General features: G+C 47.3%; 11 protein-coding genes. 5 read left to right on the top strand and 6 right to left on the bottom strand.

Annotated elements, in window-relative coordinates:
* Positions 1 to 96 precede the first annotated feature (96 nt).
* The 4 genes from ETF27_RS09345 to pflB all read right to left on the bottom strand — a co-directional run bounded on the left by ETF27_RS09345 (position 97) and on the right by pflB (position 5,989).
* Complete coding sequence (locus ETF27_RS09345; protein ID WP_147785744.1) at positions 97 to 693, bottom strand: hypothetical protein; 597 nt, start codon at positions 691 to 693, stop codon at positions 97 to 99.
* A 964-nt stretch (positions 694 to 1,657) separates the two neighbouring features.
* On the bottom strand, positions 1,658 to 2,083 hold the full coding sequence (locus tag ETF27_RS09340) for a hypothetical protein (protein WP_130829893.1): 426 nt from the start codon (positions 2,081 to 2,083) through the stop codon (positions 1,658 to 1,660).
* Positions 2,084 to 2,778: 695 nt separating this feature from the next.
* The gene (gene pflA, locus ETF27_RS09335; RefSeq protein WP_130829961.1) at positions 2,779 to 3,546 is read right to left on the bottom strand and encodes a pyruvate formate-lyase-activating protein; all 768 of its coding nucleotides are present in this window, start codon (positions 3,544 to 3,546) and stop codon (positions 2,779 to 2,781) included.
* Between the two features lie 196 nt (positions 3,547 to 3,742).
* Complete coding sequence (gene pflB, locus ETF27_RS09330) at positions 3,743 to 5,989, bottom strand: formate C-acetyltransferase (RefSeq protein ID WP_130829892.1); 2,247 nt, start codon at positions 5,987 to 5,989, stop codon at positions 3,743 to 3,745.
* Positions 5,990 to 6,336: 347 nt separating this feature from the next.
* Here pflB and ETF27_RS09325 point away from each other — a divergent pair, with 347 nt between their 5' ends.
* The 3 genes from ETF27_RS09325 to ETF27_RS09315 are packed head-to-tail and all read left to right on the top strand — an operon-like array spanning position 6,337 to position 7,848.
* Complete coding sequence (locus tag ETF27_RS09325) at positions 6,337 to 6,744, top strand: hypothetical protein (protein ID WP_147785743.1); 408 nt, start codon at positions 6,337 to 6,339, stop codon at positions 6,742 to 6,744.
* A gap of 1 nt (position 6,745) precedes the next feature.
* The gene (locus ETF27_RS09320; protein ID WP_147785742.1) at positions 6,746 to 7,039 is read left to right on the top strand and encodes a hypothetical protein; all 294 of its coding nucleotides are present in this window, start codon (positions 6,746 to 6,748) and stop codon (positions 7,037 to 7,039) included.
* Entirely contained in the window at positions 7,036 to 7,848 is an 813-nt protein-coding gene (locus tag ETF27_RS09315; RefSeq protein ID WP_147785741.1) for an AraC family transcriptional regulator, read from the top strand. The genes ETF27_RS09320 and ETF27_RS09315 overlap by 4 nt, the downstream gene beginning before the upstream one ends.
* 1,261 nt (positions 7,849 to 9,109) lie before the next feature.
* Here ETF27_RS09315 and ETF27_RS09310 read toward each other — a convergent pair.
* Together ETF27_RS09310 and ETF27_RS09305 are read right to left on the bottom strand one after the other, a co-directional pair.
* Complete coding sequence (locus ETF27_RS09310) at positions 9,110 to 9,859, bottom strand: porin family protein (protein ID WP_147785745.1); 750 nt, start codon at positions 9,857 to 9,859, stop codon at positions 9,110 to 9,112.
* A gap of 147 nt (positions 9,860 to 10,006) precedes the next feature.
* On the bottom strand, positions 10,007 to 11,131 hold the full coding sequence (locus ETF27_RS09305; RefSeq protein WP_147785740.1) for a PCMD domain-containing protein: 1,125 nt from the start codon (positions 11,129 to 11,131) through the stop codon (positions 10,007 to 10,009).
* Positions 11,132 to 11,457: 326 nt separating this feature from the next.
* Here ETF27_RS09305 and rplU point away from each other — a divergent pair, with 326 nt between their 5' ends.
* Both rplU and rpmA read left to right on the top strand, forming a co-directional pair.
* Positions 11,458 to 11,775: a 50S ribosomal protein L21 gene (gene rplU, locus ETF27_RS09300; RefSeq protein WP_130829887.1), complete on the top strand. Its 318-nt coding sequence runs from the start codon at positions 11,458 to 11,460 to the stop codon at positions 11,773 to 11,775.
* Between the two features lie 18 nt (positions 11,776 to 11,793).
* Positions 11,794 to 12,081 (top strand): 50S ribosomal protein L27, encoded by a 288-nt coding sequence (gene rpmA / locus ETF27_RS09295; RefSeq protein ID WP_130829886.1) that lies wholly within the window; start codon positions 11,794 to 11,796, stop codon positions 12,079 to 12,081.
* Positions 12,082 to 12,241 lie beyond the last annotated feature (160 nt).

Genomic DNA, 12,241 nt, shown 5'->3' with positions numbered 1-12,241 from the left:
GTCCGAAGAAATGTGTACTTTTGCCCATGTTATCTGAGTTTGGAAACAAAAGCAAAGATAACAAAAAGGGCTGATACCTCGTGAGAAGTGTCAGCCCTAATTCATAAAAAATGTGGGATGTTTAGCGGACAGTAATAGAAACGAATCCTTTGGTGCAAGGGCAAGCATGAGTTCCAAATAGCGTTGTGCCTTCTTCACGTATTCGTCGTGAAGCGATGTGCCACGACAATATTCCGAGAGCAGTTCGGAAAAGACGTAGCACTCATGATAATAACGCAATCTGAGATTCGAATCGAGCGTTTCCGGTCGGATGTCGTCGAGGATGTGCTTTGAAAGGAAGAAGAAGCCTGCCAAACTGTGAATGTGTGCCTTTTGGAGCAGTGCTTCCTGCACCTTCCGGCTGTCGTTGAGTTGTCGGGCGTAGTGAAGAACTCGGTCGGCATAGACGGCTGCCGAGTCGAAACGGAAGCACTCGTATTCGCTGTATAGTTTCTTGCATATATCGAGTCGCTGTTCGGGTTGCAGATGGGGATCCGCGAGTTGTTGGCGGATGCTGTCGATGCGGCGTTCCTTTGCCTCGGTGGTTTGGGTTCGCTGCGCAATGAGCCTGTCCAACTCGTTGTAGTCGTATCGGGATGCCGGCACGGAGATTTGCAAGGTGAGGGCAATGAGCAATGGTAATAATCTTCGCATATTGTTTGGGTGTACGCTCTGTTGTTGTGTGTCTCCTTATTATATATATGTAATCGGGAGAAAGATGTAAATCGAACGAGCCATCGTTGCACGAACAAAAGTATAAAAAAAATCCGATGCGACAAAATAAAGCAAACAAAATTTGAGCGCACTCAGACTCACGTCTAAATGCGCTCGGTTTAGCTTACTGTTGATTGAGAAAATGTTATGCCCATTGTCAAAAAATCTACAACAGGCAAACAATTTATTCAGTGATTTTTACTTCCACCCCGTGTTAAAGGGGTTTCTGATACACCCACCGGCAATCACGTAATTATCATCTATGAACGATGCAAAGATAGTTAAAAAATAGCAGGAAAAATAACTATCAAGTAAAAATCAAGGTTTCAAAAAAGGAAATATATTCATATATTATTGATATTCTGATTGTTAATAGTTTATAGAATAAAAATTAATTGATATGAAATCTAAGTTTTACTATCTCATTTCTCCAATAATTTCGCAGAATAATGAGGATGGACCGGACTATTTGCAACAAATTGAAAGCTGTTTTTTCAGGAAACAAAGAAAAATTTAATTCCATATAGGGACAGGTCATATTCATATCCTTACATGGGGGAAAATGGACGAATAATTCCAAACCGATCATTCCGAAACAATGCAATAAGTTGTCGTCCCACAGTCATCGTTTTCCAAAAGCTTACCTTTTACATTCCAAAAGCTTACCTTTTGCATCATAAAAGCTTAGCTTTTGAACGGCAAAAGCTAAGCTTTTAAAATACGCTTTGTAAATAATTGATTTTCAGGCTATTCCATGTTGCTTGTTTTATGCCGTTGCCAAGCCCCTTTTTCTGTTGTTGAATCATTGTAGAATTGCATCCATTCACGGGTGAATCAATGAATCATCTTCAATCTGCTTCCGTTTACACCCATGGAAAGGGCAAGGCATGGGTTTGGCAGTGGCTTAGGGGCGGGCATAAATCAATACCGTGCGAATCTTCCCGCGCCAAACCCACAACTGCAGTCCCATGCCATCGAAATCATAGACGTGCTGGTTCTGCCCCTTGCCGTTGTTCTGCGGGACATAGATGGTATCTTCATCATTGGGTTTCGCTCCGGTCATGCTCAGGAATTCATCGAAATTCATGCCCAACAAGTTGGTTCCGGCATAGAAACACGACTCCCACGGAAAGATGGTGTTCACGATGCCCGACTCACACCACAGTTCTACCTTCTCCACCGGGAACACGTAGCAATCCATTCGGAACGATTCTTCCTCATAGACTTCCTTTCTATGGGGCAATTGCAGATAGTCGTCGATGGGTGCGCCCACCTTGAAAATACCGTAGCCTTTCTTCGGCTCCAATGTTGCCTTTGTCTTCTCTTCCATAGTTTCTGTACCTTATTTTATGCAAATATAATTTATTTTGCACGATTTGCGCAATGATTAATAGCTTTTAACGCTATGGTGCTGATAAAAGCAAAGGCACGAAGCGTATTCGCTTCGTGCCTCGTAATTGTAAAAAGAAGCTTTGCCAGCTTCGTTTTCGAGCTTGATTTCCGGTTCGCGCCTCTCGGCGTTCCCCATCCATCTTGCATCGATTGTTATCCTTTCACATCTTTCTTTCCTTTTCTGACTAATCCTGTCCTGAACAATCTTTCTTTTTTTTTACCTTTTAATGACCTATTACCCGATTAACTCTATTTTATGGATTTAAATATAACCTGAAACAATCTTAATAACCTAAAACGTTCGAATACTCCATTACAAAGTTTACTAAAACTTTACCATGAAAACATTGCAAAGGTAAACATTCTTTTTTTAAGACGCGAAAGTTTCCGACAGCATTTCGCACAAAAAATCGGTTTTCTTGATATAAGTCAATTGCAAAAGGTGGATTGCATCCATGTGAAGCGCATGAAAACAGAAGAAGAACTCTCCGCGTGTTTGTCATCTACAACAAGTCATGGCGATTTGCAAGGTTCGGAATGGCAGCAAGAAAAAAGCCTGCCATAGGTTTCACAATCTATTGACAGGCACTCATTACTTGCAAATAACAAGTCGATTTAACATAAGCAAACTACTTACAGTTCACCATTTAAGATTTTCCGGGCATGTTCAACGCTCGCCTGCGTTGGCTCCGGAATGTTATTTAGTGTGTAAGGGATATTTAAGTTTTCCCATTTATAAACTCCCAAGGTGTGATACGGCAACACCTCCACTTTCTCCACGTTGCGGAGCGTGGCAATGAAGTCGCGCAACGGTCGGAGTTGTTCTTCCTTGTCGGTGATGGTTGGGATGAGCACATGGCGTATCCAAACCGGTTTGCGGATGTCGGAAAGGTATCTGAGGCAGTCGAGGATGTTCTCGTTGGGAAATCCCGTCAGCCACTTGTGTTCAGCGGAATCGATGTGTTTCAGGTCGAAGAGCAGCAGATCGGTATGGCGCATGAGTTCCTTGAACTTCTCGAAGAAGAGTCCTTCTCTGCGGAATGGTTGCGCCGACGTGTCCAAACAAGTGTGGATGCCCTTTTCTTTTGCCTTTCGGAAGAAGTCGATGAGGAAGTCCATCTGCATCAACGCCTCGCCACCGCTGACGGTGATGCCTCCTTTCTTGCCCCAATAATCGCGATAGCGCATGGCTTTTGCCAGCAGTTCGTCGGCAGTAGCGAGATGGTCTGTCTTCGGACTCCACGTATCGGGGTTGTGGCAGTAGCGGCAACGCATGGGACAGCCTTTGAGGAAGACGATGAAGCGAATGCCGGGACCATCTACCGAGCCGAACGACTCTGTGGAATGCACCCTTGCTCTGATGTCGCCGTCCACCCAATTCGTCTCACCTGTTTGATACATCACGGTGGTTTGCTTCGCTTTCGCATCTTTCTCGTTTGCTCTCATCTGCGTGTCCTGCTTTGTTTTTGTAAAGACTGTCGTGCCGATTGTCCGGCTCTCGGTCGTGCCGATTGATAAAAAGGCAAGGGGAAGGTCGGCTTTCCCCATTTGGATGGGGGCGTGTGTCCTATCCCCTTGCCGCTACCTTAAATGAAACTTACATTCTGTCGTGAGCTTGTCGGGCGATAACATCTTCCTGCTGTTCCCGAGTGAGGTCGATGAACTTCACCGCGTAGCCGCTCACACGGATGGTGAAGTTGGCATATTCCTCCTTTTCCGGATGTTCCATGCAGTCGATGAGCTTCTCCACACCAAACACGTTTACATTCAGGTGGTGAGCTCCGCGAGCGAAGTAGCCGTCGAGCACGCCCACGAGTGTATCGGTGCGTTCCTCATCGGTGTGTCCGAGTGTTCCGGGCGCGATGGTCTGCGTATTGGAGATGCCGTCGAGCGCATATTCGTAGGGCAGTTTTGCCACCGAGTTGAGCGAAGCCAAGAGTCCGTTCTTCTCAGCTCCATACGATGGGTTTGCGCCCGGTGCGAGTGGTGCTCCTGCCGGTCTGCCATCGGGCATGTTGCCCGTATATTTTCCATACACCACGTTCGATGTGATGGTGAGAATACTTGTTGTTGGTTCGGAGTTGCGATAGGTGTGATGTTTCTTCACCATGCCCACGAAAGTTTTGAGCAGCCACACGGCAATCTTGTCGGCACGGTCGTCGTCGTTACCATAACGTGGGAAGTCGCCTTCGGTCTTGAACTCGATTGGAAATCCCGTTTCGTCGCGCACGATGTTCACTTTGGCATACTTGATGGCGGAGATGGAGTCCACCACATGACTGAAGCCGGCTATTCCGGTAGCGAAGGTGCGTCGCACGTCGGTGTCGATGAGTGCCAGTTCGGCAGCTTCGTAGAAGTATTTATCGTGCATGTAATGGATGAGGTTCAGCGTGTTCACGTAGATGTCCGCGAGCCACTCCATCATGTCCATGAATTTCGGTATGAATTCCTCGTAGGTCAGCACGTCGCCCTCGATGGGTCGCAGTGCGGGTCCGCACTGTTCGCGCGTCTTGTGGTCGATTCCTCCGCTGATGGCGTAAGTCAGGCACTTGGCAAGGTTGGCACGCGCTCCGAAGAACTGCATTTCCTTTCCCGTCTGTGTGGCTGACACGCAGCAGCAGATGGAATAATCATCGCCCCATACGGGTCGCATCACTTCATCGTTCTCATATTGTATGGAGCTTGTCTTGACCGAGATTTTCGCGGCATACTTCTTGAATCCATCGGGGAGTGCGGGCGAATAGAGCACGGTGAGGTTAGGTTCCGGCGATGGCCCCATGTTTTCCAAGGTGTGGAGGAAGCGGAAATCGTTCTTTGTTACCATGGAGCGTCCGTCCATGCCCATGCCTGCCATTTCCAACGTTGCCCAAACGGGGTCGCCCGAGAAGAGTTGGTTATAGGAAGGGATGCGTGCGAACTTCACCATACGGAACTTCATCACCAAGTGGTCGATCAGTTCTTGTGCTTCGCTCTCGTTGAGCGTTCCTTCCTGCAAGTCGCGCGTGATGTAGATATCGAGGAATGTGGAGATTCTGCCCACCGACATCGCTGCGCCGTTTTGTGTTTTGATGGCAGCCAGATAGCCGAAATAGAGCCACTGCACCGCTTCTCGTGCGTTGTTGGCCGGTCGTGCGATGTCGAAGCCATAGATTTTCGCCATTGCCTTCATTTCGTTCAATGCCTTTATCTGCATGGAGAGTTCCTCGCGCTTACGGATGATGTCATCGGTCATCACGCCACAGCCGCAATTCTTAAAGTCTTTCTTCTTCTCTTCCATGAGGAAGTCGATTCCGTAGAGTGCCACGCGTCGATAATCGCCCACGATGCGTCCGCGTCCGTAGGTGTCGGGCAGACCGGTGAGTATGTGGTTGTGGCGTGCTCGCTTCATTTCATCGGTGTAAGCGTCGAAAACGCCGTCGTTATGTGTCTTGCAATATTTCGTGAATATCTCGTGAAGTTTTTCAGAAGGTTGATAGCCGTAGGTGGTGCAGGCTTGTTCTGCCATCTTGATGCCACCGTAGGGCATGAAAGCGCGTTTGAGTGGTTTGTCGGTTTGTAAGCCCACGACTTTCTCGAGGTTCTTCAGGTTCTCGTCGATGTAGGCTGCTCCGTAAGCCGTCATGCTCGAAACCACTTCGGTTTCCATATCGAGCACGCCTCCTTTGGCACGCTCTTCTTTTTGCAGTTCCTTTAGTTTTCCCCAGAGTTTATCTGTGGCCTCGGTCGCATTGGCAAGGAAGCTCTCATCGCCGTCATAGCCCGTATAGTTTTTTTGGATAAACTCTCGCATGTTCACTTCATCCGACCATTTTCCGTCGTTGAAGCCTCTCCATTCGTTTCTCATTGTTGTTTTGGTTTAGTTAAATTCCTGTCGCTCGGTCAGTTTGCGTTGTCCGGCGGATTTGTTTCAAATTTCGATGCAAAAGTAAGTGGTTTGCGGAATTGGTACAATACTTAAAGATTGGTATTTTTATGCTGCACACCTATGGCGTGGTGTGCAGAAAAGATGAGTTTTTAACATTTCTCTTACCTACTTTTAGGTATTCGTTGCACAAAAAGCCCCGATAAATGCAATCTACAGTTTGCAATAATGAGGTGTTTTTCTTGCTATATGCCCATTTTTAGGTATTTGTGCAGTATTGATACATAAGCGAAATAAAATGGAGATATGGTTGGAAACGTGCGAAAGTTATGGGTCATGGTGATTATTCCGTTCCTCCATGGGGCAAACCCGGTGTTTGTCAGCCCATGGGAACGGGAGCGGAATGCACGCGGATGCCCGGCATTGCCCTACCCCAACATCTTGCTTTGCCTCCAAAAAAGAAAGAAGAGAAATTCAACGGAGGAGAACAAACGGGAAAAACTAAAATGTTTCATATCTGTTTTATTTTTTATCTGTCGTCATACATGAACTTCGCATCGACCATCGCGACACGTCAAAGCGGAGGGTCGAATGGCGTTGCCTTTTTAATACGCGGGTGTTCGCCATTAAAATGTACATGGCTTTCTTGGTCTTTTGGTTTTTACTTTGCCACTATTAATCTTCAACACCTGTTCTTGTTTACCGGCTTCGGCGGGTCAAGATGCTTTCCGTCTTAACATGGGCAAAGTTATTGAAGGCATGTTTATTACCGGTGAACGAACGATGAACATTCGCCTACAATCTTGTTTCAATTCTGTTGTCGTGGAAATGACACAACGCCACGACGAGCCGCGGCAAACCGGAATTGGAGGAGCGGGGAAGCATGAAATCAAAGCTTGCCGCCCGCGTAAAGAAAAATCAAAATTATTTGCTGATTGTTTGTCGGAACAAGGAAGATTGTGTATCTTTGCGAATGTGGGCAACGAAAGAAAGGCTTACCCGGCAACGGAATCAAAAATCTATGAACCATGACAGAATACAACGATGATTGGATTATAAAAACCACCCATCTGCAACCTCCTCCACAAATGCGAAATCAGGATATGCTGCTCAATGCCTATTGCGTGGCGGGCAGCTGTGAACTACAACTCAACGGCACTGTCAGGCAACTGCAAGCGGGATGCCTGTTGCTGGCTCTGTCCTGCCAATCGCTAAAACTCATCTGCGCTTCGCCCGACTTCGCCGTGGAAGGATTGTTCATCGACCCGGTGTTCTTCCGCCAAGTCATACATCCCTCCGGTCATACCGTCAGGTATGCCCTGCATCTTCACGACAATCCCATCGTCCCGCTGCTCCCCGATGAGGGGAAACTTTGGCGGCGCGACTACGAGAACCTCTTTCTCCGCATCGACCGCAGGGAAAGTCCTTTCCGCGGCGAAATGATTATTGCCGCAACTTGGCAGCTGACGCTCAACTGCTTCGACTTCACCGCACGACTCTACGGCAGGGAACGGATGTCGGTGCAGAAGGCATCGCTTGCCACGGGCTTTTTCCGCATGCTCGAGGCAGGCGATTATCGCGCTCACCGCAACATCTCACACTATTCGGATAAGCTCTTCGTAACGCCCAAACACTTGTCGGAGGTGATAAAGAAGGTGAGCGGACACAGCGCAAACTATTGGATTACGCGGTACACCGTTGCCGAGTTGCGACATCTGCTGCTGAACACCAAAAAGACAATGACCGAACTCGCAGCGGATTTTAACTTCTCCTCTGTTTGCTATCTCACCCATTACCTGCGCGCCCATCTCGGTGTAAGTCCGTCGCGATTGAGGGAATGAAAGTTCCGAACAGATTGTGGAAACCTCATTCCTCATCCGGGAAACAGATGGCAGAGGGTGTGGGCAACTCATCCCGATGATAGTTGCCCTGCATGATGCGTGGAAACACGGGGGCAGTCCGCCACAGTCATGATGATGGGAATATGTTTTTCCGAAAAAACTTCTTCATAAAAAAAATGCAGAACATCACTGCCCCGCATTCCGAATCAAATATCCTGAAAGGATGTATAAGAATTAAAATTATAAGTGGAGATGATTGCCTCACGACAAAATCCCCCACAACATTTTAATTAGTTTACTTACCTTTATCAGTATATTACTTTTTTATGAAAAATTAATACATACCTATATAAGGTATTTGGACAATCTCCATTGCCCACATCAAATTTGTTAATTTAAAATTAACGTTCTTACTATTTACAAATATACAATATTGCTCATGGAAATGCAAGATTTTAAACTATAATTTTATCAACTCATTCAATTTCTTGATTTAAATCAATTGAAGAATGTAAAAAAGAAGCTGCGAACCATGATTATTCGCGGCATTGCAGACCAAAAACAATTGTCATGCGAGGGGGAGAAAAACCTTCAACCCACCATTCTGCCGATACGGTCTTCGCACCCCGTAATGTCCTGTTTTTTTCATTCCATCCATCCAAAGCTAAGCTTTTGCAATTTAAAGGGTAAGCTTTTGCACTGCAAAAGGTCATGAATCGGAGTGCAAAAGCTAAGCTTTTAAATCCAGATTAATATTCCGCTGATTATCAACAGATTACAAATCACATCCCGAACACTGTTTTTGTCATGTTATTTCGTGGCGATGGCAAGGTTAAATGCCCAGCAGCAAGCATCTGTTTTCCTGCATCAAGTCTCCCGCGCCTGCTCCTTCAAAGTGGTGCGGACGGAATGTGTCATAACCTTAAATTCTTGTCCTGCGGTAGATGATAATTACCTTATAGCCAAACCTGTTGTCGTATTCGTAGCAAAAACGCTTCATGGATGTCCATGTTGTCAGTGGGTGTATCCGAAACCTCTGAAAGCACATTCTGCTTCTTGTCGGCGCAGCGTGCGACACGAAACGATATTTTTATACGGATATTACTGCAAATATATAAAAAAATTGGCAGATAAATTTATCTTTTGTTATTAAATTAACACTTTTTAAATATAATTCATTCTCTGCTTTCCCCCCGTCGCACTCTGACGGGAACGCGATGAGGGAAAGCGGATGTGCGGCTGACTCGGTGATTGCGGGCAATCAGAACGTATAGCCGAAGCCGAGATTGAGATAAACCGGATAGAGGTTGAACGTTATCGTCTTGAAGTCTTTCTCAAAGATGTCGGTAAACGCCCATGTGAGGTCGGCATTCACCGTGAAATGGCGGTAAGCGTGCCATGTTCCCCCTATCTGTGTTCCCCAATGGAAGTGGTTGAGATTGGGGCTGAAGTCGTAGGTGGCAGACTTCCCGTCGGTGAACGTCAGTTTCTCGCCCGTGGGATAGGTGTCGCGCAGATAGCCGTCGCTGACGTGTCCGGTGAATTCGCCGTCGAGTCGCAACGAGGCAAAGAACCCGGCGCGCACCTTCCACGCCTTGTTGATGCGATAGTTTGCCATCACGGGCAGTGTGAGCAGCGTGCTGTTGTATTTCGTCTTCACGTAGCCCGTCCAGAAACCTGCCACGCGACTTCCCTCATAGATGATTTCCATTCCGTAGTTTTTCACCGTTGCTCCGGTTATCATACCTTTCTCCTCAACGCGCAGTCCGCCTGAAACACCCCATTGGGCTTCTCGCCCGAACCATTTTGTGGCTGTTCCCTCTATCGAGCCGTTGAATTTCGGACTGTAGCTTTCGATGCTTCTTATCTCTTTGGGAATGGGCAGCGGTGTGGCTCCACCGATGTTCACACCGGTTTTCACTTCAAACTCCCATCCGTTGCAATCAGCGAGTTGCGTTCCTCTTGCCGGATTGGTCTGGGCTTGGAGTTGGGCAAGCGTGGCACAGATCATGAGTGCCACTGCACAAAATCTTTTCCCGACAGAGCCTTTGGCACAAAACTGCTGTCGTATGTTGTTGTATCCGTTCATTTTCTTTTTTTCGTGTATGTTTTTTGTTATGCCGTATTCGCGGAGAGATGACCGCGCAGGTTGTGTGTCTTACTCGTAGAACAACTCCATCTCGTCCACGTAGAGCGTACTGCCCACCGCCCCCATGAAGGAAGCTCCGTCTCTGCTCGATGACATGACGATGGCGAGGTTGTATTTTCCCTCCCTGAGTTTGACGGGGTCGATGGTTTTGCCGTTCACCGGTTCAAACTCCATGGTGAAAGGTGTCCACCGGTCGGTTTCCTTTCGTTCCCGAAGCTGCGCCTTGAGTACCAAGTTTTCGTGGGTGAGCACGTTTGTGCCATCGAGATAGGGCACGTCAGGCGTTACTTCGTAGAGCACCGCGTAGATGTCGAAGTCGTCGCGTTTTCCTTTCACCTCGTTGCTGTTTCCGTCGGTATAGATGTCGCCTGCCTTGTATTTGTAATAGCCCTTCACGGCCTTGGGTATCTTGCGGAAAGGCAGTCCGAACCTTGTGGATTTCGCCATTTGCTTGAGGTTGATTTCAAATTTCCCCATGAAGAGGTTGCCTGCCGCGAGTGGTGCGCCGAAAGCTTTTCCGGCTGCTCCCGTACTGACGGTCATGAGTTTGGCGCATTTGCCTTTCACGCCCCCATCTGCCTGACTGGTGGGATATTCCTCGGCAGGATCGGCGGCGTTGGTAAACATGAAGCCCACGTTTCCGCTGCCCCACTCCATTTCCGTTCCATCGAGAGTGGTATCATAGAAGATGTGGAAGAACTTGTGAGGCGGCGTGTCCTTGTCGAAAACCGAACCGTGCTCGTACCATTTCATGTTCTCGAAGTGATAGACCGTTGCCACGTCGTCGGATATGAACGACACCTTGTAGGTCTTCTTCCATTGGCGGTCTTGCGAGGTTACGGTGTAGGTCTGCGGTGTGGTGAAATCGCGCACGGTGCCGCTTTCCGGTTCGATGGTGGCGCCCTCGGTAAGTTGGAAAGTGGGGGCAAGTTTCGTCACATCGTCCCAGCCGTTCACGTAGAGCCGCACTTCGTTGTTGGTAATCACGGGTTGGCGAATGAGCAAGTCGCCCTCCACTTCGCATCCCACGATGTCTGCCTCGGCATTGGGAGCTTCGTCCCTGATGCAGGAACTGAACATCACCACCATAAGCAGTGTGGAAAGAATGATTTTCAAAGAATTTCTACTGTCCATAAATCTATCTTTTTTGTATCGTATATGCCTTGTTCACGAGCGAAGAGCTGCGAGCGACAGATTCGCCTTTTCGGTGTGCAAATGTACGAATAATAGTTGGGATAAAAACCATTTGTCCCATAATCTTCACAATTCGGCACAAGAACAAGGAATGATATTGTTATATATTGTTAATTCTTTCTAATATCATCCGCTTCACAACAGATAACAAATGCAAAGAGAAGAAAATTTCGTAACTTTGCAAAGTTTTTATGCCGCACAGGCTCGTATAAGTACCGGAAAGATGCTCGGTCGCCTGCCGGTAAAACCGTTTATAATATATAATAATGTACGCAATCGTAGAAATTAACGGTCAGCAGTTCAAGGCAGAAGAGGGCAAAAAGCTCTTTGTTAATCGCCTGAAAGATGCCGAGGAAGGCAAGACTGTTGAGTTTGACAAGGTTTTGCTCGTTGATAACGACGGAACGGTCACAGTGGGCGCACCAACTGTAAGTGGCGCGAAAGTAGTAGCTGAGGTCATCAATCCGCTTGTAAAGGGCGAAAAGGTGGTTGTCTTCAAGATGAAACGTCGCAAGGACTATCGCAAAAAGAATGGTCATCGTTCACAGTACACTCAGTTAGAGATTAAAACAATTAACGCTTAAAATTTAGGAGGACAAGAAATGGCTCATAAAAAAGGTGTCGGCAGTTCTAAGAACGGTCGCGAATCACATTCAAAGCGTTTAGGTGTTAAGATTGGTGGTGGTCAGAAGATCATCGCGGGCAACATCATCGTTCGCCAGCGCGGCAACCGCCACTATCCGGGTGAAAACGTAGGTCAAGGCAAGGACGACACGCTCTATGCACTCGCTGACGGCGTGGTTTACTTCCACAAGGGAAAGTTCAACAAGAGCACAGTCTCCGTACTTTCCGAAGAGGCATACGCAACCAAGATAACACCTGAAGCGTAAGCAAATAAAACAAACAAACTTATTCCAAACAAACAGCATAATCCCAAATCTCCACGCGAGATTTGGGATTTATGTTTTCAAACAGCTCGCAATGCCTATCCCGCATGATGGCAGCAAATGGCACAACAATGCGCAACGCAGGTAGTGTCCTTAAAAGTGT

The organism is Prevotella brunnea, from assembly GCF_008016795.1.
GTDB classification, from domain to species: domain Bacteria; phylum Bacteroidota; class Bacteroidia; order Bacteroidales; family Bacteroidaceae; genus Prevotella; species Prevotella brunnea.
The sequence above is the reverse complement of the archived record's forward strand: the minus strand, read 5'-3'. Positions and strand labels throughout refer to the sequence as shown.

Bases quoted from the DNA above. Each gene is read 5' to 3' on its own strand.
- ETF27_RS09345 (WP_147785744.1), bottom strand. From the start codon at position 693: ATGCGAAGATTATTACCATTGCTCATTGCCCTCACCTTGCAAATCTCC.
- ETF27_RS09340 (WP_130829893.1), bottom strand. From the start codon at position 2,083: ATGGAAGAGAAGACAAAGGCAACATTGGAGCCGAAGAAAGGCTACGGT.
- pflA (WP_130829961.1), bottom strand. From the start codon at position 3,546: ATGTATCAAACAGGTGAGACGAATTGGGTGGACGGCGACATCAGAGCA.
- pflB (WP_130829892.1), bottom strand. From the start codon at position 5,989: ATGAGAAACGAATGGAGAGGCTTCAACGACGGAAAATGGTCGGATGAA.
- ETF27_RS09325 (WP_147785743.1), top strand. From the start codon at position 6,337: ATGGGTCATGGTGATTATTCCGTTCCTCCATGGGGCAAACCCGGTGTT.
- ETF27_RS09320 (WP_147785742.1), top strand. From the start codon at position 6,746: ATGGGCAAAGTTATTGAAGGCATGTTTATTACCGGTGAACGAACGATG.
- ETF27_RS09315 (WP_147785741.1), top strand. From the start codon at position 7,036: ATGACAGAATACAACGATGATTGGATTATAAAAACCACCCATCTGCAA.
- ETF27_RS09310 (WP_147785745.1), bottom strand. From the start codon at position 9,859: ATGATCTGTGCCACGCTTGCCCAACTCCAAGCCCAGACCAATCCGGCA.
- ETF27_RS09305 (WP_147785740.1), bottom strand. From the start codon at position 11,131: ATGGACAGTAGAAATTCTTTGAAAATCATTCTTTCCACACTGCTTATG.
- rplU (WP_130829887.1), top strand. From the start codon at position 11,458: ATGTACGCAATCGTAGAAATTAACGGTCAGCAGTTCAAGGCAGAAGAG.
- rpmA (WP_130829886.1), top strand. From the start codon at position 11,794: ATGGCTCATAAAAAAGGTGTCGGCAGTTCTAAGAACGGTCGCGAATCA.